The organism is Pseudooceanicola onchidii, from assembly GCF_004959925.1.
GTDB classification, from domain to species: Bacteria; Pseudomonadota; Alphaproteobacteria; order Rhodobacterales; family Rhodobacteraceae; genus Pseudooceanicola; species Pseudooceanicola onchidii.
Window position 1 is genome coordinate 1,087,453 of the sequence record NZ_SPUW01000001.1, and the last position, 21,533, is coordinate 1,108,985.

Annotated in this window: 22 protein-coding genes; 15 read left to right on the forward strand and 7 right to left on the reverse strand. The window is 67.5% G+C overall.

Annotated features, from left to right (window positions below; genetic code table 11):
- Window positions 1–4 precede the first annotated feature (4 nt).
- Window positions 5–496: a lytic transglycosylase domain-containing protein gene (locus E4S58_RS05220; protein ID WP_136635278.1), complete on the reverse strand. Its 492-nt coding sequence runs from the start codon at window positions 494–496 to the stop codon at window positions 5–7.
- A 236-nt stretch (window positions 497–732) separates the two neighbouring features.
- Here E4S58_RS05220 and E4S58_RS05225 point away from each other — a divergent pair, with 236 nt between their 5' ends.
- Window positions 733–1,533, forward strand: coding sequence for a FadR/GntR family transcriptional regulator (locus E4S58_RS05225; protein ID WP_136635279.1), 801 nt, complete (start codon window positions 733–735; stop codon window positions 1,531–1,533).
- On the opposite strand, the gene E4S58_RS05230 is transcribed toward E4S58_RS05225, so the two are convergent.
- The 5 genes from E4S58_RS05230 to trpD are packed head-to-tail and all read right to left on the reverse strand — an operon-like array spanning window position 1,534 to window position 5,663.
- Window positions 1,534–2,703 (reverse strand): molybdopterin molybdotransferase MoeA, encoded by a 1,170-nt coding sequence (locus E4S58_RS05230; RefSeq protein WP_136635280.1) that lies wholly within the window; start codon window positions 2,701–2,703, stop codon window positions 1,534–1,536.
- Window positions 2,700–3,176, reverse strand: coding sequence for a cyclic pyranopterin monophosphate synthase MoaC (moaC, locus tag E4S58_RS05235; RefSeq protein WP_136635281.1), 477 nt, complete (start codon window positions 3,174–3,176; stop codon window positions 2,700–2,702). Before moaC ends, E4S58_RS05230 begins: the two co-directional genes overlap by 4 nt.
- Window positions 3,173–3,997 carry an indole-3-glycerol phosphate synthase TrpC gene (gene trpC, locus E4S58_RS05240; RefSeq protein WP_136635282.1) on the reverse strand — a complete coding sequence of 275 codons (825 nt, stop codon included), beginning with the start codon at window positions 3,995–3,997 and terminating at the stop codon, window positions 3,173–3,175. The genes moaC and trpC overlap by 4 nt, the downstream gene beginning before the upstream one ends.
- On the reverse strand, window positions 3,994–4,638 hold the full coding sequence (locus E4S58_RS05245; RefSeq protein ID WP_136635843.1) for a uracil-DNA glycosylase: 645 nt from the start codon (window positions 4,636–4,638) through the stop codon (window positions 3,994–3,996). Before E4S58_RS05245 ends, trpC begins: the two co-directional genes overlap by 4 nt.
- A gap of 2 nt (window positions 4,639–4,640) precedes the next feature.
- Window positions 4,641–5,663 carry an anthranilate phosphoribosyltransferase gene (gene trpD / locus E4S58_RS05250; RefSeq protein ID WP_136635283.1) on the reverse strand — a complete coding sequence of 341 codons (1,023 nt, stop codon included), beginning with the start codon at window positions 5,661–5,663 and terminating at the stop codon, window positions 4,641–4,643.
- Between the two features lie 216 nt (window positions 5,664–5,879).
- Between trpD and E4S58_RS05255 the strand changes: the two genes are divergently transcribed.
- The 11 genes from E4S58_RS05255 to E4S58_RS05305 all read left to right on the forward strand — a co-directional run bounded on the left by E4S58_RS05255 (window position 5,880) and on the right by E4S58_RS05305 (window position 17,358).
- Window positions 5,880–7,748, forward strand: coding sequence for a divergent polysaccharide deacetylase family protein (locus tag E4S58_RS05255; protein ID WP_169052598.1), 1,869 nt, complete (start codon window positions 5,880–5,882; stop codon window positions 7,746–7,748).
- A gap of 62 nt (window positions 7,749–7,810) precedes the next feature.
- Window positions 7,811–8,689 (forward strand): NAD(P)-dependent oxidoreductase, encoded by an 879-nt coding sequence (locus tag E4S58_RS05260; RefSeq protein ID WP_136635285.1) that lies wholly within the window; start codon window positions 7,811–7,813, stop codon window positions 8,687–8,689.
- Between the two features lie 175 nt (window positions 8,690–8,864).
- Complete coding sequence (gene guaB / locus E4S58_RS05265) at window positions 8,865–10,313, forward strand: IMP dehydrogenase (protein WP_136635286.1); 1,449 nt, start codon at window positions 8,865–8,867, stop codon at window positions 10,311–10,313.
- 191 nt (window positions 10,314–10,504) lie between these two features.
- A complete protein-coding gene (locus E4S58_RS05270) occupies window positions 10,505–11,425 on the forward strand; it encodes a LysR family transcriptional regulator (RefSeq protein WP_169052599.1) in 921 nt (306 codons plus the stop codon).
- Window positions 11,426–11,565: 140 nt separating this feature from the next.
- Entirely contained in the window at window positions 11,566–12,582 is a 1,017-nt protein-coding gene (locus E4S58_RS05275) for a C4-dicarboxylate TRAP transporter substrate-binding protein (protein ID WP_136635288.1), read from the forward strand.
- Between the two features lie 62 nt (window positions 12,583–12,644).
- Window positions 12,645–13,163, forward strand: a complete 519-nt coding sequence (locus tag E4S58_RS05280) for a TRAP transporter small permease subunit (RefSeq protein ID WP_169052600.1) — start codon at window positions 12,645–12,647, stop codon at window positions 13,161–13,163.
- Window positions 13,160–14,470 carry a TRAP transporter large permease gene (locus E4S58_RS05285; protein ID WP_136635290.1) on the forward strand — a complete coding sequence of 437 codons (1,311 nt, stop codon included), beginning with the start codon at window positions 13,160–13,162 and terminating at the stop codon, window positions 14,468–14,470. Before E4S58_RS05280 ends, E4S58_RS05285 begins: the two co-directional genes overlap by 4 nt.
- Window positions 14,467–15,108: a glutathione S-transferase family protein gene (locus tag E4S58_RS05290; protein WP_136635291.1), complete on the forward strand. Its 642-nt coding sequence runs from the start codon at window positions 14,467–14,469 to the stop codon at window positions 15,106–15,108. The genes E4S58_RS05285 and E4S58_RS05290 overlap by 4 nt, the downstream gene beginning before the upstream one ends.
- The gene (locus E4S58_RS05295) at window positions 15,105–15,683 is read left to right on the forward strand and encodes a carboxymuconolactone decarboxylase family protein (RefSeq protein ID WP_136635292.1); all 579 of its coding nucleotides are present in this window, start codon (window positions 15,105–15,107) and stop codon (window positions 15,681–15,683) included. The genes E4S58_RS05290 and E4S58_RS05295 overlap by 4 nt, the downstream gene beginning before the upstream one ends.
- Window positions 15,680–16,558 (forward strand): amidohydrolase family protein, encoded by an 879-nt coding sequence (locus E4S58_RS05300; RefSeq protein ID WP_136635293.1) that lies wholly within the window; start codon window positions 15,680–15,682, stop codon window positions 16,556–16,558. The genes E4S58_RS05295 and E4S58_RS05300 overlap by 4 nt, the downstream gene beginning before the upstream one ends.
- The gene (locus E4S58_RS05305; RefSeq protein ID WP_136635294.1) at window positions 16,558–17,358 is read left to right on the forward strand and encodes an SDR family NAD(P)-dependent oxidoreductase; all 801 of its coding nucleotides are present in this window, start codon (window positions 16,558–16,560) and stop codon (window positions 17,356–17,358) included. Before E4S58_RS05300 ends, E4S58_RS05305 begins: the two co-directional genes overlap by 1 nt.
- 7 nt (window positions 17,359–17,365) lie before the next feature.
- Here E4S58_RS05305 and E4S58_RS05310 read toward each other — a convergent pair whose 3' ends face one another.
- On the reverse strand, window positions 17,366–18,301 hold the full coding sequence (locus E4S58_RS05310; protein ID WP_136635295.1) for a LysR family transcriptional regulator: 936 nt from the start codon (window positions 18,299–18,301) through the stop codon (window positions 17,366–17,368).
- An 85-nt stretch (window positions 18,302–18,386) separates the two neighbouring features.
- Between E4S58_RS05310 and E4S58_RS05315 the strand changes: the two genes are divergently transcribed.
- From E4S58_RS05315 to dctP, 3 genes are read left to right on the forward strand one after another with little or no spacing between them, the layout of a single operon-like run.
- The gene (locus tag E4S58_RS05315) at window positions 18,387–19,571 is read left to right on the forward strand and encodes a CaiB/BaiF CoA transferase family protein (RefSeq protein ID WP_136635296.1); all 1,185 of its coding nucleotides are present in this window, start codon (window positions 18,387–18,389) and stop codon (window positions 19,569–19,571) included.
- Window positions 19,568–20,521, forward strand: a complete 954-nt coding sequence (locus tag E4S58_RS05320) for a hydroxymethylglutaryl-CoA lyase (protein ID WP_136635297.1) — start codon at window positions 19,568–19,570, stop codon at window positions 20,519–20,521. Before E4S58_RS05315 ends, E4S58_RS05320 begins: the two co-directional genes overlap by 4 nt.
- A gap of 24 nt (window positions 20,522–20,545) precedes the next feature.
- On the forward strand, window positions 20,546–21,532 hold the full coding sequence (gene dctP, locus E4S58_RS05325) for a TRAP transporter substrate-binding protein DctP (RefSeq protein ID WP_136635298.1): 987 nt from the start codon (window positions 20,546–20,548) through the stop codon (window positions 21,530–21,532).
- Window position 21,533 lies beyond the last annotated feature (1 nt).

The following is a 21,533-nucleotide window of genomic DNA, read 5'->3' on the forward strand; positions in this document are numbered from 1 at the left end:
TTGATTAGCAGCTGCGCCGGATCTCGCGGTCCAGCAGGCCGGTTTCCACCAGCATGCAGCGGTCGCGGGCGTCATAGTAGTAGCCGCGCGCATAATAGCCGACCGCCGCCCCCTGATCGCCGTCCGACAGAAGCCAGGCGCCGCGCAGGTATTTCACCGCCCAGGTCAGGTTGGTTTCGGCATCCAGAAGATCATGCGCATCACCCTGGAACCCCATTCCGCGCGCGGTGGCGGGCAGGATCTGCATCAGGCCATAGTAGGGGCCGTTGCGCGCACCGGGGCGGTAATCGCTTTCGCGCTGGATGACGCGGTGGACCAGGCTGCGCGGGACCTCGTAATGGTCGGCGTACTTGTTCACCAGCTGTCGCAGCTCCGGCGTTTCGCCGGGATGCAGGGACATCACCTGCGGCGCCGGATCCGGCGCGGGGGCGGCACAGGCCGCAAGCAGAACAACACCAATACCGCACCCAAGGCGCCTGGCCCAACTTATCATCATGCACGTCCGCATTGTTTCTAAACGCAGATGTTATCCCCGCCGACGTGGCCACCGGGCAAGTGTGGTATTTTCCCATGCGCGGCTTTCCGCAAAGGCCGCAGGCCACTGGATGGGCATTTGGTTGGCTATGTTAACCATAACATGGGCTTCCGCGACGTTAACGGATTGATTTAAGTCTGGGGACGGGGCAGATAGCGGCGGATTTCCCCGTCGGGGGATCTGTGACGGGGGTAATATTGACGACTCTGCACGCTCTGAAGGCGACTCTGAAGGCTCGGTTCGACGCAGAATCAGCGAATGCCGAGGCCTCGCGGCCCAAGCGCCGGTACGAAGTGCTGGCCGAGGAACTGCGCGCCCTGATCACCGGCGGCGCCCTGAAGGTCGGAGAGCCGCTGCCCGCCGAACGTGACCTGGTCGACCTGACCGGACTGGGCCGGGGGTCCGTCCGCGAGGCGATCCGCATCCTGGAAATCGAGGGGCTGCTGGCCCCGAAGAAGCCGGGCCGCAATGGCATGAGCGTGGTGCAGAACGCCTCGGACCAGACGGTGCAGCGGCAGCTTGAGCTGTTCATCGGCGGCGACCGGGTGTCGAACGAACAGCTTCTGGAAGCGCGCTTGATCATCGAACCCGCATTGGCCAAGCTCGCCGCCGCGAACCGGTCGGACGACGACATCGCGCGCCTGCGCGACATCAACGCGGTGATCGGCCAGAAGGGCATTTCCGATGTGGCCGAACTGGTGCAGCTGAACCTCGACTGGCACACCACCCTGTTCCACGCCAGCGGCAACGACCTTATGGCGGCGATCGCGACGGGGCTGACCAAGACCCAGCACACGCCGACCGTGCTGCACGACCACGGGGAAGAGATCCACATCGAGAAGACGCTGCAGCAGCACGACGCGATCCTGGCAGCGGTCGTCGACGGCAACGGCGATCTGGCCAGCGACAAGATGCGCTGCCATCTCGAGGCCTATCGGGATTCCCTGGCCCAGCTGAACCCGCCGGAATTCGAACTGGCGCCGCTCAGCCTGCGCTGATCAGAGCGGCAGGTACTCGACCTCGGTTCCCGCAGGTGCCGCGGGCGCGTTCGGTGCGCGCACCAGCAGCGCCCCGGCGTCCGACAGCACCGACAGAAGCGCGCTGTCCTGGCGGGTGGCCGGGGTGATCCCATCAGCCCCGAGCGTGGCGCGCATGTAGTGTTCGCGCGGGCCGTTGGCCGCGATGTCCACCGCCAGCCGGGCCTGAAGGCGCGGCGCCGGGCCAGTGCCCAGCCCCAGCATGTGGCGGATCACCGGCACCGCGAAGATATGCCCGCAGACCATGGCCGACACCGGATTGCCCGGCAGGCCGATCATCGCCGCATCCCCCAGACGCCCCGCCATCAGCGGTTTGCCCGGACGCATCGCGACCTTGTAGAAGACCTGCTCCATCCCGATGCCCTGCGCTGCGCGGGCGACCAGATCATGATCCCCGACAGATGCGCCGCCGATGGTGATGACCAGGTCGGCCCCCTCGGCCAGGTGCAGGACCGTCTCCAGCGCCTCCATCCGGTCGCGGGCGATCGGCAACAGCCGCGCCTCGGCCCCGGCCTGTTCGAACAGCGCCTGCAACCCGTAGGAGTTCGACGCGACGATCTGGTCCGGCCCGGGCTCTTCCCCTGGCTGGACAAGTTCGTCACCGGTCGGGATCAGCGCGATCCGGGGTTTTCGCGTGACCGAGACCTCGGGCACGTTCATCGCGGCCATCAGCGCGATGTCGGAGGGCGAGATCACGCGCGGCGCGCCGATCTGATCGCCGATGCGGAAATCGCCGCCCGCCGCGCGGACATTCGCGCCCTGGGCTGTGGCCTCGGTCACGGTGATGCGGTCGCCGTCGCGGGTGACGTCTTCCTGGATCACCACGGTATCGGTACCCTGGGGCAGGGGCGCGCCGGTGAAGATCCGGGTGGCCTGGCCTGCGCCGACGGTGCCGCCGAAGCCCCGGCCGGCGGCGGCCTCTCCGATCACGTCGAATGTCGCGCCGGTGTCGGCTGTGCCTGCCACGGCATATCCGTCCATGGCCGATCCGGCGAAGGGCGGCTGGTTGCGGCGGGCGGTCACGGGGGTGGCCAGCACCCGGCCGCGTGCTGCCGTCAGTTTCACATTTTCAACCGAAAGAGGCGAGGTCAGGGCGAAAAGCCGGTCCAGGGCCTCGGTGACTGAAATCACGGCTTCGCCTCGTAACGCCCCGACTTGCCGCCATCCTTGAGCGCGACGTGCAGCCCTCCGATCTCCATCCCGCGGTCCACGGCCTTGCACATATCGTACACCGTCAGCGCGGCGGTGGAGGCGGCGGTCAGGGCCTCCATCTCGACCCCGGTCTTGCCGGTGGTCTTGACCGTCGCCTCGATCCGCACGCCGGGCAGGTCCGCGTCTGGGGTCAGATCGACCGTCACCTTTGTGATCGGCAAGGGATGGCACAGCGGGATCAGGTCGGCGGTCTTCTTGGCGCCCATGATGCCCGCCAGCCGCGCCACGCCCAGCACATCGCCCTTCTTGGCGTCGCCCGACCGGATCAGCGCCAGCGTTTCGGGCAGCATCTTGATATGGCACCGGGCGACGGCAATGCGGTCGGTGTCGGCCTTGTCGGACACGTCGACCATGTGGGCCTGCCCGGACGGGTCGAAATGCGTCAGGCTCATAGCCCCGGCCCCATACCGACGCCCCCGACGGGGTTGGACAGCAGGTCGCGCGTGGCGGTCTGTACGTCGTCCTGCCGCATCAGGCTTTCGCCGATTAGGAAGCAGCGCGCGCCGTATTGCGCCATGTCGGCCAGATCCTCGGGCGTGAAGAGCCCGCTTTCCGAGATCACCATGCGATCCTCCGGCGTCAGCCGGGCCAGCGTGCGCGTGGTGTCGAGCGAGGTCTCGAAGGTCTTGAGATTTCGGTTGTTGATGCCCATCAGCGGCGATTTCAGCCGTGTCGCGCGGTCCAGTTCCTCGCGGTTGTGGACCTCGATCAGCACGTCCATGCCCCAGTCGAAGGCGGCGGCTTCCAGTTCGGCGGCCTGCCCGTCTTCGAGCGAGGCCATGATCAGCAGGATGCAGTCCGCGCCAAGCGCCCGGGCCTCGGCCACCTGGTAGGGGTCGTACATGAAATCCTTGCGCAGCACCGGCAGCTCGCAGGCCTCGCGCGCCTGGACGAGGAATTCCTTCGCGCCCTGGAAAGACGGCGTGTCGGTGAGCACCGAAAGACAGGCCGCGCCCCCCGCGGCATAGGCGGCGGCGATCGTCGCGGGGTCGAAGTCTTCGCGGATCAACCCCTTGGAGGGGCTGGCCTTCTTGACCTCTGCGATCAGACCATAGCCTTCGCGGGCAGCTTCGTGCAGCGCGGCGGCGAAGGGTCGGACCGGAGAGGCGTTGCGGGCCTCGGCCTCCACGTCGGCCATGGGCTTCGCGGCCTTGTCGGCGGCGACTTCCTCCAGCTTGTAGGCCTTGATGCGGTCGAGAACGGTGTCGCTCATGTCGGGTCGGTCCAGTTGATCGGGGTATCCCCCCGTGATGTAAGCCAGTTGTTCACCGATGAAAATGGCCGCGACCCGAAAAACCCCCGCCGCGCGGACAGGGGCGAAGGATGGGCCGACGCCAGGATCAGGTGATCTTGGCCCCGGATCGCATCGCGAAACCCCTGCGCATGACCGCCCCAGAGGACGAAGGCGCGCGGCCGGTCCGACAGCCGATCCAGCACCTGCCGCGTCAGGCGCGACCAGCCCAGCTTGGCGTGGCCGCCCGCATTGCCCGCAGGCACCGACAGCGCGGTGTTCAGCAAAAGCACCCCCTGCCGGGCCCAGAACCGCAGGTCGCCGGTCTGGGGGGCGTGGCCCAGATCTTCGACCATCTCCTTGTAGATATTGGTCAGCGACCGGGGCAGGGGGCGGACATCGGGTTCGACCGAAAAGGCCAGCCCGTGAGCATGGCCCGGGGTCGGATAGGGATCCTGGCCCAGGATGACCACGCGGGTGTCCTCGGGCGGGGTCAGCTCCAGCGCGGCAAAGCGCTGCGCGGCAGGCGGCAGCACGTCATCGCCCGCCGTCGCTTCGGCAATCGCCGGGTAATCCGTTGCAAAGAAGGGCAGATCGGCCCAGGCGGCGGGGATTGCAGGCAGGCTCACGCGGCGGCCGAGGTGATCCGGGCCAGCCCTTCGACCTTGGCCAGCGCCGCACCGCTGTCGATGCTCTCGGCCGCCTGGGCCACGCCCGCGCGCAGGTCGTCGACCTTGCCCGCCACCACCAGCGCCGCCGCCGAATTCAGCAGCACCGCGTCGCGATAGGCCGAGGGTTCGCCCGCCAGAAGCGCCCGGAAGGCCTGACCGTTTTCGGCCGGGGTGCCGCCGAGGATTGCCTCGAACGGGTGCACGGGCAGGCCCGCGTCTTCGGGGTGCAGTTCGACCTCGCGGATGGTGCCGTCCTCTTCCAGCGCGGCGACCCAGCTGACCCCGGTGATCGTCAGCTCGTCCGTGCCGTCCGAGCCGTGCACCAGCCAGGCGCGGTCCGACCCGAGCCGTTGCAGCGTCTCGGCCATCGGGCGGATCAGGTCGCGGGTGAAGGCGCCGGTCAGCTGCCGGGTGACGCCCGCGGGGTTGGTCAGCGGCCCGAGGATGTTGAAGATCGTGCGCGTCGCAAGTTCCTGCCGGGCGGGCATGACATGGCGGATCGCGGGGTGGTGCATGGGCGCCATCATGAAGCCGATGCCGACCTCGCGCAGGGCCTCTTCGACCACGTTGGCCTCGACCATGACCTCGATCCCCATCTGGCCCAGGGCATCCGCCGCGCCGGATTTCGACGACAGGTTGCGGTTGCCGTGCTTGGCCACCGGCACACCGGCGCCCGCCACGACAAAGGCCGTCGCGGTCGAGATGTTCAGCGTCCCCTTGCCGTCGCCGCCGGTGCCGACGATGTCGATGGCGCCCGCGGGCGCCTTGACCGGGTTGCACTTGGACCGCATGACGGCGGCGGCTGCGGCATATTCGTCCACGGTCTCGCCCCGCGTGCGCAGCGCCATCAGCAGACCGCCCATCTGGGCCGGGGTCGCTTCGCCTTCGAACAGGATCTGGAAGGCCGTCTCGGCCTCCTGTCGCGAAAGGGGCCGCTCTGCCGCCGCAGCGATCATCGGTTTCAGCGCATCGCTCATTTCTGCTCCCTTTCCGACACTTGGGTCGTCCACCCACTGGTGCGGGGCGGGTGGTGTGGTATCATCATGCCCGACCCTTGCCTGCCGGTGCGAACCTGCGGGATTGCCGTCAGGCCATTCGGGCCCTAAATGAGCCGCGCCCGGAACCGGCGTCAAGGGCGGGCATGTGACGACAGGACAAGACCGGGGCCAATCCCGGCGATAGGAGTGAGCAGAGTGCTACGTGGTATCCTCCTCGGATCGGCTTGGGGCGTTGTCCTGGGGGGCGGGTTCCTGGCGATCATGTCGCTGAGCTTTCCGGCCACCGTCCTGCCACCGCCGCAGACCGAAAGCGAACTGGCCACCCCCGAACCCCGGGCCGAGGCCGTTGGCGATGACGCGCCCTCGGATCTGCCCAGGCCGCTGACCCAGCCCGAACGCCACGACGTGTCGCAGATCACCCGGCCCGACGGCGACACGCTGGCCGCGATCGGCACCGAGGGGCGCGACCCCGGGGCCGCGCCCGAACTGTCGCCGCCCGAAGCGGTGCTGGGGCAGGGGCCCGACGCCACGCCGACCGACGACCTGCCGCAGCCCGGGCCCGAGGTGGCCGTGCTGCCCAGCCCGCAATCCATGGCCCCCGCCGCGCCGATGGCCGAAGCCGAGCCGGTGATCGTGACCACGCCCGCCACGCCGCCCCGCGCGGAGGATGGCGAGGAAGTGACGGGCTTCCCCATGGGCGATCTGAGCGAGACCGCGCAGGCGCCCGAACCGGCCCCGACCGATCTGGCCCCGACCGATCTGGTCGAGACGCCGGAAGCCGAGGTGACCGCGCCCGATGTGACCGCGCCCGATGTGACTGTGCCCGGTGTGACTGTGCCCGAAGCGAGTGAACCCGCGCAGATCGCCGAGGCCGCGCCAGACACCGCGCCCGAACTGGTCATCGTCGAAGAGGTCGCGCCGAGAGATCAGGCCGGTGCGCCCGCACAGCCCGGCGCAGGCGCGGCCAAGCCATCGGCTCAGTCCGGCGCATCACCGACCGACAGCCCCGTCACGATCACCGAGGCCCCCGAGGCGCCGACCGACGATACGGAAGATCTGGCCGAGGTCGCCTCGGAAGCGGTCGCTGACGCGTCGGCTGATCGTGCGACCGACGCGCCAGACAGTTCTGCCGAGGCCCCGGTGGAGGAGGCCCAGACCTCTGAGCCGGACGCGGAAGTCGCCACGGCCGCGCCGACCGCCGATCCTGTCGCTGACGCCCAGCCCGCAACCGATCCAATGACCGACCCTGCAACCGACCCTGTGCCGACCGTGACCGCGCCGCCGACCGTCGCGATGCCCGGCCAGCCCGGCATCCGCCTGACCCAGGACCAGCCCGATCCGGCCCCCGCCGCGCCGGAGCCCGCTGGCGACCCGGTGCTGACGGATCTGCCGCCGATCGACCGCTATGCCGTCCCCTTCGAGAACCCCGAGGGCAAGCCAATCGTGTCCATCGTGCTGATCGACAGCGCAGAGGACGGATCCACCACCGACATGCCCTCTCGCTTCCCCTATCCGGTCTCGGTCGCCGTGCCGATCGACGCGCCCGACGCCACAGCGCGGATGCGCCGCTATCGCGCGGCGGGCTACGAGGTGCTGGCCCTTGCGACGCTGCCCGAGAACGCGGCCCCCGAAGTGGTCCGGCAGGCCGCAGTCAGCTGGGCCACGGCCCTTCCCGAAGCGGTCGCCGTCATGGAACGCCCGCCCCATGCCCTGCAATCCACCCGCGCGGCGGGCGAGGCTTTGGCCGATGCGCTGGCCGACAGCGGTCACGGGCTGCTGCTGTTCCCCGACGGGCTCGACACCACGCGCAAGCTGGCCTCGCGCCGGGGCGTGCCCGCCGCCACGGTCTTTCGCGATCTCGACGGGGCCGGGCAGGACGAGGCCGTGGTGCGCCGGTTTCTCGACCATTCGGCCTTCAAGGCGGGCGTCGAAGGGTCGGTCATCCTGGTGACCCGCCTGCGCCCCGAAACGCTGGCGGCGCTGCTTGTCTGGGGCCTGGCCGACCGTGCCAACCGGGTGGCCCTGGCCCCCGTGTCCCACGCGCTGAAGGCCGCCACACCCTGAGCCATATTGCGCCGCCGGCCCGTCGGCCCTACACCTTTGCATAGGTGCTGCGGAGGGGTGTGATGGCGGATCAACCGGTGCTGGGGTTTGTCGGACTGGGCGTGATGGGCGAACCCATCTGCCGCAACATGCTGGTGAAGACCGGCGCACGGATGCTGGTGTCGGACCTGGCGCCCGACCCGGTGGCGCGGCTTGTCGGGCTTGGGGCCGTCGCGGCCTCGCCCGAGGATATCGCGGCCGAGGCCGACATCGTCTTCCTGTCGCTTCCCGGCGGGCCGCAGGTGCAGGCCGTCGCCGGCGTGGTGATCCCGCTGATGCGCCCCGGCGCGACCCTGGTCGACATGTCGACGGCCCCGGTCGGGCTGACCCGGCACCTGGCCGATCAGGCGGCGGCGCGCGGGCTCGACTATGCCGACGCCCCCGTGGCCCGCACCCGGGCGGCGGCCGAGGCGGGCACGCTGGCGATCATGGTGGGCGCCTCCGATCCGGTTTTCGCGCGGGTTGAGCCGGTCTTGGCCTGCGCGGGCGACACGATCCTGCATTGCGGACCGGTCGGCTGCGGGCAGGTGGCCAAGATCCTGAACAACATGGTGCTGTTCCAGAACGTCGTCGCCCTGTCCGAGGCGCTGGCCCTTGGCACGGCGGCGGGCATGGACGGCGAACGGCTGTTCCAGATCATCTCGCAGGGGTCCGGCGACAGTTTCGCGCTGCGCAATCACGGAATGAAGGCGATGATCCCCGATGTCTTCCCGCGGCAGGCCTTCCCGACGGACTATGCGCTCAAGGATATCTCCTATGCGCTGGAGCTGGCCGAGGAGGCGGGCCTGGCAGCGCCGGGCGCGGACCTGGCCCAGGCCCGGATGCGGATGGCGCAGGCGGCGGGATATTCCGAGGACTACTTCCCCGTGCTGGCCCGACTGGCAGGCCGCCCGACCGAATAGGCCGGGGCGCCGCGGCCCTGATCCGGGTTGCCCGACGCCTGTGACGGCGGGGCGGTGCCGTCTTCGCACGATCTATCCCGCGACACACCCGCCCCTACCATATTTATCCCTTTTCCCCATCCCGCATCCGTGTAATAGGGAAGCGCCAAGTGAACCCATCCGCAGGAGATGTCCCATGGAGATTCGCGAGGCGCTGACCTTCGATGATGTCCTACTCGTACCCGCAGCCTCTTCGGTGCTGCCCTCGACCGCGGACACCCGCACGAAGGTCACGAAGTCGATCTCTCTGAACATCCCGCTGCTCAGCTCGGCCATGGATACGGTGACCGAGGCGCGCATGGCGATCTGCATGGCGCAGGCCGGTGGAATGGGGGTGATCCACAAGAACCTGGATACCGACAAGCAGGCCGCCGAGGTCCGCCGGGTCAAACGGTTCGAATCCGGCATCGTCTACAATCCGGTGACCCTGCGCCCCGACCAGACGCTGGCCGACGCCAAGGCGCTGACCGAACGCTATGGCTTTACCGGCTTCCCGGTGGTGGACGACCAGCGCCGCGTGGTGGGCATCGTGACCAACCGCGACATGCGCTTTGCCCAGAAGGACGAGACACCGGTTTCGGTCATGATGAGCCGCGACAACCTGGCCGTGCTGGTCGAACCCGCCGACCGGCAGAAGGCGATCGAGATGATGCGCGAACGCCGGATCGAAAAGCTGCTGGTGACCGACGGCGCGGGCAAGCTGACCGGCCTGCTGACGCTGAAGGACACCGAGAAGTCGGTGCTCAACCCCACGGCCTGCAAGGACGAACTGGGCCGCCTGCGCGTCGCGGCGGCCTCGGGCGTCGGCGATGCGGGCTTTGAACGGTCCGAGGCGCTGGTGGATGCCGGCGTCGACATCGTGGTGATCGACACCGCGCACGGCCATTCCGCCGGCGTGATCGAGGCCGTCACCCGCGTCAAGAAACTGTCGAACCATGTGCAGGTCATCGCGGGCAATGTCGCCACCGCCGAAGCCACCCGCGCGCTGATCGCCGCCGGTGCGGACGCCGTCAAGGTCGGCATCGGCCCGGGATCGATCTGCACCACGCGGATGGTCGCCGGTGTGGGCGTGCCGCAGCTGACGGCGATCATGGACTGCGCGGGCGCGGCCGATGGCACCCCAATCATCGCCGACGGCGGCATCAAGTTTTCGGGCGATTTTGCCAAGGCCATCGCGGCCGGCGCCTCCTGCGCCATGGTCGGATCCATGATCGCGGGCACCGATGAATCCCCGGGCGAGGTGATCCTCTACCAGGGCCGGTCGTTCAAATCCTACCGTGGCATGGGCTCGCTTGGCGCCATGGCGCGCGGCTCGGCCGATCGGTATTTCCAGAAGGACGCGGCCTCGGACAAGCTGGTGCCCGAGGGCATCGAAGGCCAGGTCCCCTACAAGGGCGGCGCGGGCGCGGTGGTGCATCAGCTGGTCGGCGGCCTTCGCGCGGCCATGGGCTATACCGGCTGCGCCACGGTCGAGGAAATGCGGACCAACTGCCAGTTCGTCAAGATCACCGGCGCGGGGTTGAAGGAAAGCCACGTCCACGACGTACAGATCACGCGGGAAAGCCCGAACTACCGGATCGGGTGATCCCCCGTGATACGGCCTGTTCGCCCCCGGGGCGGACAGCCGCCAGCGACAGGCCAGCCGCCAGCGACAGGCCAGCCGCCGCACGCCCCGCACCAGATTGACCGCCGTGCCGCCGGTCTGCTTTACCGGAGCGGGATCTTTCCACATCGGGGGTGCAACCGCAGGCCATGGCCATAGACCGGCGATTTGACATGGGCGACTGGCAGCCAGAGCTGCGGACGCTTCGCTATTTCCTTTGCGTGGCCGAGGAAAAGAACATGACCCGCGCGGCTGAACGGTTGCGGATCGCGCAGCCTGCGCTGAGCCGCCAGATCGCGCGGCTTGAGGAAGACCTGGGCCTGCCGGTGTTCCGCCGCACCTCGCGCGGGGTCGATCTGACCGAAGCCGGTGAGATCCTGTCGACCCGCGCCTATGCCATCATGGCCCAGATTGCCCAGGCCCATCACGATGTCACCTCGCGGTCGGAAACGCCGCGCGGCGTGGTGGTCGTGGGCATGCCGCCGACGCCCGGGGAATTCATCGTGCCGCCGCTGCTGGCACGGATCAAACGGGACTACCCCGAGATCGAACTGCGGTTTGTCGAAGGGTTTTCGCGCGATCTGGAAACCAAGCTGACGCGGGGCGAGATCGGGCTGGCGGTCATGCACGACGCCCCCAAACGCGAAGATATCGTGGTGACCGATCTGCTGGTCGAACATCTGTATGTCATCGGCCCCTGCGGGTCGCTGACCCGCGACAGCTATCCCCTGGCCGAAGCCGCTGCGCTGCCGCTGGTGATGCCCAGCCGCCAGAATTACCTGCGGATCCTGATCGACCAGCACTGCGACAGCATCGGCATCGCGCTGAACGTGACGCAGCGGGTCGACGGGGTCTGGCACCTGAAATCGCTGGTGCGGCATGGCCATGGCTTCACCATCCTGACCTTCGGCGGCGTGCTGACCGAGGTCGAAGCGGGGACGTTGGATGCCCGCCCGATCACCGACCCGCAGATCGACTGGACGCTGTGCGTGGCCAGCAAGTCCGACCAGAAGGACAAGCCCGCCGTTCAGGCCGTGCGACAGGTGACGCAAGACATCGTCAACGACCTGGTGGCGCGTGGCATCTGGCACTGACGCGGCCCCAGCATGACCTATCGGTATTCCTAAAAGGTATCGAAGGTATGATTTTATAGTATTTGAAGTATATCGCGCCCTGGGTCAGCTTGTCGCGGACGACCACGAGGAGCGGGTCGGCATGAAGACTGGGAGGAACCATGACCAAGACGACACTTCGCGCGGCGGGCATTGCGCTTGCCGCCTCTCTGGCAACGGCGGGCGTAGCCCAGGCCGAAACCTACAAATGGATCACGTTCAAGCCGCAGGGCGCAGGGGACGCGCAGGCGATCACCACGCAGTGGCTTGTCGATGAATTCGCCAAGCGCACCGACGGCAAGCACGAGATCGAGGTCTTCTGGGGCGGTTCGGTCGCCAAGACCCGCGAGATCCCCGAGGCGCTTGCCGCGGGCGTGGGGGACTTCGGCGATGTGATCACGCCCTACTTCCCCGACCTGATGCCCATGAACAATGCCGTGGGCTTCTTCATCCCGCAGCCGATGGGCGCGCTCGAGGTCGGGCAGTTCATGGAGAAGATGCACGCCACCTATCCCGAGTTCTCTCAGGAACTGGCCGAGAACAACCTGCACGCCTTCGGGTTCCGCCCGCTGGAAAGCTACGGGATGCTCTGCACCAAGCCGGTCACGTCCGCCGCGGACATGAAGGGCCTGCGCATCCGGTCCTATGGCTTTGCCTATCCCCGCCTGATCGAGGCGCTTGGCGCGACCCCGGTGTCCATCGCGACCTCGGAAGCCTACGAGGCGCTGCAGCGGTCGATCATCGACTGCACCCCGATCGGCCCGGCGCTGGCCCGCGGCTGGAAATACGACGAGGTCGCCAAGTACTACATCGAGATCCCGCTTGGCGCCTCGTTCGGGCACCTGCTGGCGATGAACCTGGATACCTACAACGGCATGGATGACGAAACCAAGGCCGTCGTGGATCAGCTGGGCAAGGACTACCTGGTCGAATATTCGCGCGTTCTGGACGAAGACGCCGCCCGCGTGCGCGAGATGTGGACCGGCGATCTGGGCGTCGAGGTCGTGTCCTTCCCGACCGAGGAACTGATGGGCGCGATCGAGGACGAAGGCGTGCAGGCCGTGCGCCAGGAATGGATCGACAAGGCGACGGCGGCCGGCCTTCCGGCGGACGAGATCGTCAAGAACTTCCAGTTCTGATCCAAAACCTCGGGCCCCGGCCGCAATGCCGGGGCCCACGTTATTCCCCAAAGGACATCCCCATGCAGACTTTCGAAAGCCTGCGGCAGGCCTTCGGCAGGTTCCTGTCCCTGTGCGGCCTGATCGCCGGGGCCATCACCTTCGCCGTCATGTGCCTTGTCGTGACCAACGCGCTGATGCGCTACGGCTTCAACCAGCCGGTCAAGGGCACGCTTGAACTGACCGAGGCCTCGCTGCCGCTGATGATCTTCCTGTCGCTTGCGCTGACCCAGTTTCACGGCGGCCACATCAAGGTGGTCCTGCTGACGCAGCACCTGGGGCAGGGTGGCCAACGGGTGCTGACCGTTCTGGCCATGCTGATGGGGGCGGGGCTGTTTGCCTGGGCGGCCTATGCCGGGTGGCTGATGGCCGAGAAAAGCTTTCGCATCGGAGAGCTTGAGCGCGGATCGATCCGCTTCCCGATCTGGCCGGTGAAAGGCGCGATCTGCTTCGGCCTGGCCCTGTTGTCGATCCAGTTCCTGATCGACGCGATATACGCGGCCCTTGGCGGTCGGCTGGAAGAAGGGGAGGCCACGGAATGAGCTCTCTTGCGATTGGCCTGATCGGCACCGGGGCGCTGTTTGCCCTAATCCTGATGGGTGTGAACGTGATGGTGGCGCTTGGCATGGTCGGCGCGCTTGGCCTGGCCGCGCTGGTCGGCTTCGGGGCGGCGACCTCGATCCTTGGCACCGTCTTCTTCGACACCACGCATTCCTTCCACTTCTCGGTCATCCCACTGTTCCTGCTGATGGGCTTCTTCGCCATGCGGGCCGGGCTGGGCGAAGACCTGTTCGAGGCCACCACCAAGTGGCTGGGCAACCTGCGCGGCGGGCTGGCGATTTCCACCACGCTCGGCGCGGCGGCCTTCGGCGCGGCCTCGGGGTCGTCGGTCGGGACCGCCACGGTCTTCACCAAGCTGGCGCTGCCGCAGATGCTGGACCGCGGCTATGACAAGCGGCTTGCCTCGGCCTCGATCGCCATCGCGGGCACGCTGGCGGTGATGATCCCGCCCTCGGCCCTGGTCGTGGTCTATGGCATCCTCACCGACAGTTCGATCGGATCGCTGCTGATCGCCGGGTTCATCCCCGGGATCGTCTTTGCCCTGGTCTTGTGCCTGGCGATCTGGCTGACGGTTCTGCGCAACCCGGCGCTCGCGCCGCTGGAACGGCAAAGCTTCACGCTGCGCGAAAAGCTTGCCTCGCTGCGGCTGGCCGGGCCCCTGGTGCTGATCATCATCCTGATCGTCGCGGGCCTGTACCTGGGCGTCTTCACCCCGACCGAGGCCGGTGGCATCGGCGCCTTCGCCACGTTGCTGCTGGCGCTGATCCGGCATCGCAGCCTGGCGGGGGTCGAGCTGAAGAAGACCCTGCTCGAGACCATCCGCACCTCGGCCATGATCTTTGCCATCCTGATCTGCGCACTGGTCTTTTCCAAGTTCCTGGCGCTGTCGGGCGTGGCCAATGCCGTGGGCGGCTACCTGACCGGGCTGGACGTGAACCGTTGGGTCATCGTGGCGCTGGTGTCGCTGATCTACCTGGCGCTTGGCATGATGATGGACGCGCCTGCGCTGCTGGCGATCACCCTGCCGATCACCCACCCGGTGATGATGTCGCTTGGCTTCGATCCGATCTGGTTCGGCATCTTCGTTGTGCTGCTGGTCGAAATCGGCGCCGTGACGCCGCCCGTGGGCATCAACTGCTTCGTGGTGCAATCCGCCTCTGAAGGCAGGGTGAAGCTGGAACAGATCTTCGCGGGCCTCGTGCCCTTCGTGCTGGCGGGCTTCGCGATGCTGATCCTGCTGTGTCTTTTCCCGCAGATCGCACTGTTCCTGCCGGAGACGATGCAATGAGCCAGCTGAACCTAGCCGCAATCCCCGGAGAGGCCCGCGCCGTCCTGCGCACCACCCTGACTTCGCCCTATGGCCGCAAGGTCCGCATGGCGGCGCAGGTGCTGGGCCTGGACGACCGGATCGAGATCCGCCCGGCCGACACGCTGGATGCCGGCGACGACCTGCGCGATCAGAACCCCCTGGGCAAGATGCCCTGCCTGATGGCCGATGGCATGACGATGTTCGACAGCCGGGTGATCGTCGAATATCTGGATGCGCTGGCGGGGGGCGGGCGGCTGATCCCGGCCGGAGGTGTCGACCGCTTTCACTGTCTGACCCGCGTGGCCCTGGCCGACGGCATCGCCGATGCGGCGCTGCTGATGGTCTACGAAGGCCGGTTTCGCGACGCCGCGCAGATGTCGGCGCGCTGGCTGGATCACCAGAAGGGCAAGGTCACGCGCGGGCTGACGGCGTTGCAGGCCGATCTGCCCGATCCCGACACGACCGATGCCGCCGCGATCTCCGTGGCCTGCATGCTGGGATACCTCGACTGGCGCCGCCCGGTCGAATGGCGCGGCGACTGGCCCGCGCTGGTCGACTGGCTGGATCGCTTCGCCGCCCACGAACCCGCCTTTGACGCAACAAGGATACCCGCATGACCGACTGGCCCAAGCAGCGGATGCCCGCACCCGACCCGGCCACTTACGATGACCATCAGCGCGAGGTGGCCGAAGCCATCGCCGCAGGCCCCAGGGGCAGCGTGCGCGGCCCGCTGGCTGTCTGGCTGAACCGCCCCGGGCTGGCCGAAAAGGCGCAGGAGCTGGGGCAGTACTGCCGCTATGACAGTTCGCTTGAACCGCGCCTGTCCGAACTGGCCATCCTGGTCATGGCCCGGACCTATGCGGCCGAATTCGAATGGTACGCGCACAAGCCGATCGCGATCGCGGCCGGCATTTCCGAAGCGGCGGTCGAGACGATCCGCACCGGCGGCATCCCCGATCTGCCCGACCCCGAGGAATCGGTGGTCTACCGCGTGGCGCGCGCCGCGCTGGACACTCGACAGGTGCCCGACGATCTCTATGCCGAGGCCGAGGCCACACTGGGGCGCGACCGACTTGTCGATCTGGTCGGCGTGCTTGGCTACTATTCGCTGATTTCCCTGACCCTCAACATCTTCCGCGTCTCGCCCCCGGCCGACGCGCCCATGGAGTTCGCCAAGAAGGACCCGGCATGAACGACGCGCCCATCACCTGGAACGCCACCCCGTCGACACCTAAGCTGACGCTGCCGAAAGGCGCCACGGACTGTCACGTCCATGTCTTCGGTCCGACCGCGGTCTTCCCCTATGCCGAAAGCTCGGGGTTCAAGCCCGGGGACGCGCCGAAGGAACAGCTGTTCGCGCTGCACGACATGCTGGGGATCGACCGCTGCGTGATCGTCCAGTCGGGCTGTCACGGGCATGACAATCGCGTGGTGGCCGATGCCATGGCGGCGCGTCCCGGCCGTTACCTTGGCGTGGCACTGACGCCGCCGGATGTGTCCTCGGACGCGCTGAAGGATCTGCGTACGCAGGGCTTCCGCGCGGTGCGGTTCAACTACATGTCGCACCTGGCCCCCGGGGCCACCCATGACCAGCTGCGCGCGCTCGCGCCCCGGCTGGCCGATCTGGACATGCACCTGCTGGTTCACATGGAAGACACGCTGATCGCCGACCTGGCGCCGGTTCTGGCCGACCTGCCGATCCCGGTGGTCGTTGATCACATGGGGCGGGTCGATGCCTCGGCCGGGATGGACCAGGACCCGTTCAACAGGCTGATCGCACTGGGCGAGAATGACCATATCTGGATAAAAGTCTCGGGCTCGGAACGCTGTTCGCGGACCGATCCGCCCTATGCGGACGCCACCCCATTTGCGCGGCGGCTGGTCGAACTTTACCCCGATCGCACGATCTGGGGCACCGACTGGCCGCACCCCAATTTCCGCGCCGCCCCGCCCGACGACGGGATCCTTGTCGATCTGCTGTCGGACATCTGCCCGGACGATGAGGCGCTTGAACGGCTTCTCGTCACCAACCCCGCCCGTCTTTACGACTTTGCGGAGGACCTGTGATGGTGGGACGTCTTGACGGCAAGGTCGCGATCATCACCGGCGCGGGCTGCGTCGGGCCGGGCTGGGGCAACGGACGCGCCGCCTGCGTGCGCTTTGCCGAAGAGGGGGCAAAGATCTTTGCCGTCGACCTGCGGGCCGACACCCTTGCGGAAACCATCACCCGAACCAAAGCGGCGGGCGGCGAGATCGAGACCCATCTTTGCGACGTCACCGACCGCGCGGCGGTCGAGGCAATGGTGGCCGCCTGCATCGCCCGGTTCGGCCGGGTCGACATCCTGGTGAACAATGTCGGAGGCTCGGCCAAGGGCGGTCCGGCGCAGATGGACGAAGACACCTGGGACCGCCAGATCGACTTCAACCTCAAGTCCGTCTACCTGACCTGCCGCGCGGTGTTGCCGGTGATGGAAGCACAGGGCGGTGGCGCGATCGTCAACACCTCGTCGACCTCGGGGATGCGCTGGACCGGCGCGGCGCAGTCCGCCTATGCGGCGACCAAGGCGGGGGTCATCCAGTTTTCCAAGGTGGTCGGCGTCGAATACGCCGCCAGGGGCGTGCGGGTGAACACCGTCGTGCCCGGCCAGCTGCATACGCCGATGGTCGAGGCCCGGCTGGCCGGGCAGCGCGCGGGCGGCGACGTCGACGCGCTGTTGCAGTCGCGGCTGGCGCGCATCCCGCTTGGCTTCATGGGCGACGGGCGCGATACGGCCAATGCCGCGCTGTTCCTTGCGTCGGATGAGGCACGGTTCATCACGGCGACCGAGATCGTGGTCGATGGCGGGATGACCGCGCGCTGCGACTGATCTGCGCCTAACCCGCGTCCACCAGCTGCGCCTCCCAGGCGCCGCTCTCCACCGCGTCCCGCACGAGGGTCAGCAGCGTCTCGCGCATGGCTTCCGAGGCAAAGGTCGGTGGGCGCGAGGCGAGGCGGCACAGATGCAGGGTCCGCGACAGTTCCGGGTTGCGGATGGGGCGGGCGCGGACGGTGCCACGGGCCAGCTGATCCTGCATGAACAGCCTTGTGCCGATGACGCAGCCCAGCCCGGCCTCGATCGACCCGGCGATCGCCTGTACGGAATTCATCTGCAGGATCGCCCGCGTCTCGATCTTCTTCAGCAGCGTTACGTCGTCCATGATCGCCCGCGCCGAAAGACCCTGGCGCAGCAGGATGATCGGCAGGTCCTGCAGGGCGTCGAAGTCGATCGGGTCTTCTGTGTCGCCGACGACGTCGCTGCGGCCGATGCAGACCATCTTTTCTTCCAGCACTGGCTCGGTGTGAAAGATCGGATCGCTTGGCGGGTTGTAGACCAGCGCCAGATCCACGTCCGACGCCAGCAGATGGGGCAGGGCGGCGCCGGACAGGCTTTCGGTCAGGGCCAGCTGCACGTTGGGAAAATCACGCACGACCTTGGTGACGAAGGCCACGCCGACCGCCTTGACCGCCGAGAAGGACATGCCGACCGACACCGGGCCCGAGATCAGGGCCGATGTGTCGGTCATGTCCGTCTCGGCGACCTCGATCAGCCGCAGGATGGATCGCGCGTGATCATAAAGCCGGTGCCCCGAAGCCGTCGGCTCCATCCCCCGGGGCTTTCGGGTGAACAACGGCGCGCCAAACCGCGCCTCAAGCTGGGCCAGGTGGTGGCTGAGCGCCGACGAGGCGATGCGCAGCTGCACCGACGCCTGGGCCAGCGACCCCTTTTCGTAGATCGCGGTGAAGTACTGCAGCTGGCGTGTATCAAGCATTCTGGTTTCCAGAAGGGTAGCGTCAAAACATTATAATATTCCGCATATTCCGCTTTGGCTATGGTCCGAGTCGGGAGGAACGCACATGACCACAGACATCAGGCCCCTGGACGGTATCCGCGTCGTCGAGATGACCCATATGATCATGGGGCCGTCCTGTGCGATGTTCCTTGGGATGCTGGGCGCCGAGGTGATCAAGGTCGAACCGCCCGAGGGCGACAAGACCCGCAACCTGACCGGCATGGGGCGCGGGTTCTATCCGACGTTCAATCGCGGCAAGAAATCGGTGACGCTGGATCTGAAGTCAGACGCCGGCAAGGCCGCGCTGCACACCCTGCTTGCGACCGCCGATGTCTTTGTCGAAAACTTCCGCGATCAGTCCCTGGCCAGGATGGGCTTTGCCCCCGATGTGCTGAAGGCGCGTTATCCATCGCTGATCGTCTCGTCTCTCAAGGGGTTTCTGAAGGGCCCCTACGAGAACCGGACGGCCATGGACGAGGTGGTGCAGATGATGACCGGCATGGCCTACATGACCGGCCCGACCGGGCGGCCGCTGCGGATCGGGTCGTCGGCCAACGACATCATGGGGGGGCTGTTCGGGGCCTTTGCCGTACTGGCCGCGCTGCTGGAACGCCAGAAGGATGGCAGGGGACACGTCCTGCGCACGGGCCTGTTTGAAAACTGCCTTTTCCTTGTCGCGCAGCACATGGTCCAGTTCGACATCGAGGGGCGCGAGGCGCCGCCGATGCCCGAGCGTGAATTCTCCTGGCCGGTGTATGATATCTTTGAAACCCGCGACGCCCGGCAGATCTTCGTCGGCGCCGTGACCGAAGGCCAGTGGGTGACGCTGTGCCGGATCCTGGGCCTGCAGGACCTCCTGGACGACCCGGCGCTGCAGACACGTATGGATCAGATCAACGACCGCGACCGGACCATCCCCGTGGTGGCCGAGGCCGTGCGGACCCGCGATTTCGCCGATCTGATCGCGGCGTTTGAGCCGGCGGGTATTCCGTTTTCGCCGATCCACCGTCCGGCCGAGATGTACGACGATCCGCATGTGAACCGGCCGGGGGGGCTCTTTGCCTCGACCCTGCCCGAGGGCCAGACCTACCGCGCGCCCGCCATGCCGTTCGAAATCGACGACCGGCCGCTCACTGGCGGCACGCTTGATATCCGCGATATCGGGGCGGACACGCAGGCGGTGCTGTCGGCCGCAGGTCTCGATGCACGCGATATCGCACGCGCCTCGGGCCGGGCGGTGCAGGCGTGACCCTGCGCACCGATATCTACCCCGCCGACCGCGTGACCCTGCGCGAGGTTGGGCTGCGCGACGGCCTGCAGCTGGCCAAGGCCCTGCCATCGACCGACGCCAAGATCGACTGGCTGACACAAGAGGCCGCCGCCGGGGTGCGTCATTACGAAGTTGGCTCGTTCCTCCCTGCCGGGCGCTTTCCGCAATTCGCGGATGTCCGGCAGATGATCGAGACGGCGCAGGCGCTGGATCTGCATTCAGCGGCCCTGACCCTGAACGAACGCGGCGCCGAGGCGGCGCTGGCGTCCGGTGTCCGGGAAATGGTCTGCGTCGTCTCGGCCACGGAAGACCACAGCCGGGCCAACATGCGCCGGTCCCGCGCGGCTGCGGTCGACCTGGTGGCGGATATCGTGGCGATGCGCGACGCGCAAGCGCCGGACAAGCTGGTGAATGCCGGGATCGCGATGGCCCTGGGCTGTTCGCTGTCCGGGGACGTCGACCCGGCCGAGGTGCTGCGCCTGGCCGAGGCCTGCCTGGAGGCCGGAGCCGATATCGTCGGGCTGGCCGATACCGTCGGCTATGCCGGGCCGCGCGCCGTGGGGGCGCTGTGTGCGGGCATGGAAAAGCTGTGCGGTGACCGGCCCTTCATCATCCACCTGCATGACACGCGGGGGATGGGGGTGGCCAATGTCGCCGCCGCGCTGGACAACGGCGCGCGGGTGATCGACGCGTCGCTTGGCGGGTTGGGCGGATGCCCCTTCGCCCCGGGCGCCACCGGCAACGTTGTATTCGAAGACGTCGTGTTCCTGGCGGAATCCATGGGTTTCCGCACCGGGATCGATCTTGAGAAACTGACGGACGTACGGCGCATCGCAGAGGAGGCGATGCCCGGAGAGGCCTTTCACGGCGCCCTGCATCGCGCAGGCCCGCCGGTGAATGCAACCTGGCAGGCGGCCCCCGCCGCCTGACCGGACACTAGGGAGGAGACCCAAATGAAACAGTTCGCATCCGCCGCCATCGGTGCGGCCCTTCTGGCCACCACGGCCCCTGCGGCCATGGCCGCCACCGAAATGCGCTGCAGCCACCAGCTGCCGCCGGCGCATCACATCGCCAAGGTCGTCGACCGTTGGGCGGCCGAGGTCGAGACCCTTTCGGAGGGGGAGATCGACGTGCAGGTCTTTGGCGCCGACAGCCTTGTGGGCGCGCGCGAAAACATCGTCGCCACGGCCAAGGGCGACATCGAATGCGCCTTCTCGCTGAACTTCCAGTGGGGCAAGACCCTGCCGATCATGAACGTCACCGTGGCGCCTTTTGCCTTCGGCGACATCGAGATCTGGAAAAAGTGGCCGACCTCGGAAGCGGCGGCCTTCCTTGAAGAAAAGCTGCTTGAGAAGGGTGTGAAGAACGTCGTCTGGATGTTCCAGACCAACACCAGCGTCTTCACCACCAACGGCGAGCCGCTGGTTGCGCCCGAGGATTTCGAAGGCCTCAAGTTCCGCGGCCTGACACCGCCCTTCGATGCGGCCTTCAAGGCGCTTGGCGCGACGCCGACCGCGATGCCGGGCTCCGAGGTGTACCAGGCGCTGGCCACCGGCGTGATCGACGGGGCCATCACCGATGTCGCAGCCGCAGTGTCGCGCAAGTACTACGAAGTGCAGGACGCCTTCACGGTGGTGCCGGTGCTGTCGGCCTACCTGCACGGCTATCTGAACCCCGAATTCTATGACGGCCTGTCGGACAAGTCGAAAGAGGCGCTGCGCGAGGCCGGTCTGAAAGCCTCGGAATGGGCGATCGAGGCCTCGACGGCAGCGGGCGACGCAGGCCCGGCGGAACTGGAAGCCAAGGGCGTGAAGGTCCACATCGCGACGCCGGAAGAGAACGCGGCGCTCGAGGCGGTCATGCGTCCGGCCTTCGACAAGGCCTTCGGCGAAGGCGATGCGGACAGCCAGCGGCTGCTCGATCTTCTGGGCAAGATGTGAT

Bases quoted from the DNA above. Each gene is read 5' to 3' on its own strand.
- E4S58_RS05220 (WP_136635278.1), bottom strand. From the start codon at position 496: ATGATGATAAGTTGGGCCAGGCGCCTTGGGTGCGGTATTGGTGTTGTT.
- moaC (WP_136635281.1), bottom strand. From the start codon at position 3,176: ATGAGCCTGACGCATTTCGACCCGTCCGGGCAGGCCCACATGGTCGAC.
- trpC (WP_136635282.1), bottom strand. From the start codon at position 3,997: ATGAGCGACACCGTTCTCGACCGCATCAAGGCCTACAAGCTGGAGGAA.
- trpD (WP_136635283.1), bottom strand. From the start codon at position 5,663: ATGAGCGATGCGCTGAAACCGATGATCGCTGCGGCGGCAGAGCGGCCC.
- E4S58_RS05260 (WP_136635285.1), top strand. From the start codon at position 7,811: ATGGCGGATCAACCGGTGCTGGGGTTTGTCGGACTGGGCGTGATGGGC.
- guaB (WP_136635286.1), top strand. From the start codon at position 8,865: ATGGAGATTCGCGAGGCGCTGACCTTCGATGATGTCCTACTCGTACCC.
- E4S58_RS05270 (WP_169052599.1), top strand. From the start codon at position 10,505: ATGGGCGACTGGCAGCCAGAGCTGCGGACGCTTCGCTATTTCCTTTGC.
- E4S58_RS05275 (WP_136635288.1), top strand. From the start codon at position 11,566: ATGACCAAGACGACACTTCGCGCGGCGGGCATTGCGCTTGCCGCCTCT.
- E4S58_RS05280 (WP_169052600.1), top strand. From the start codon at position 12,645: ATGCAGACTTTCGAAAGCCTGCGGCAGGCCTTCGGCAGGTTCCTGTCC.
- E4S58_RS05285 (WP_136635290.1), top strand. From the start codon at position 13,160: ATGAGCTCTCTTGCGATTGGCCTGATCGGCACCGGGGCGCTGTTTGCC.
- E4S58_RS05290 (WP_136635291.1), top strand. From the start codon at position 14,467: ATGAGCCAGCTGAACCTAGCCGCAATCCCCGGAGAGGCCCGCGCCGTC.
- E4S58_RS05295 (WP_136635292.1), top strand. From the start codon at position 15,105: ATGACCGACTGGCCCAAGCAGCGGATGCCCGCACCCGACCCGGCCACT.
- E4S58_RS05300 (WP_136635293.1), top strand. From the start codon at position 15,680: ATGAACGACGCGCCCATCACCTGGAACGCCACCCCGTCGACACCTAAG.
- E4S58_RS05305 (WP_136635294.1), top strand. From the start codon at position 16,558: ATGGTGGGACGTCTTGACGGCAAGGTCGCGATCATCACCGGCGCGGGC.
- E4S58_RS05310 (WP_136635295.1), bottom strand. From the start codon at position 18,301: ATGCTTGATACACGCCAGCTGCAGTACTTCACCGCGATCTACGAAAAG.
- E4S58_RS05315 (WP_136635296.1), top strand. From the start codon at position 18,387: ATGACCACAGACATCAGGCCCCTGGACGGTATCCGCGTCGTCGAGATG.
- dctP (WP_136635298.1), top strand. From the start codon at position 20,546: ATGAAACAGTTCGCATCCGCCGCCATCGGTGCGGCCCTTCTGGCCACC.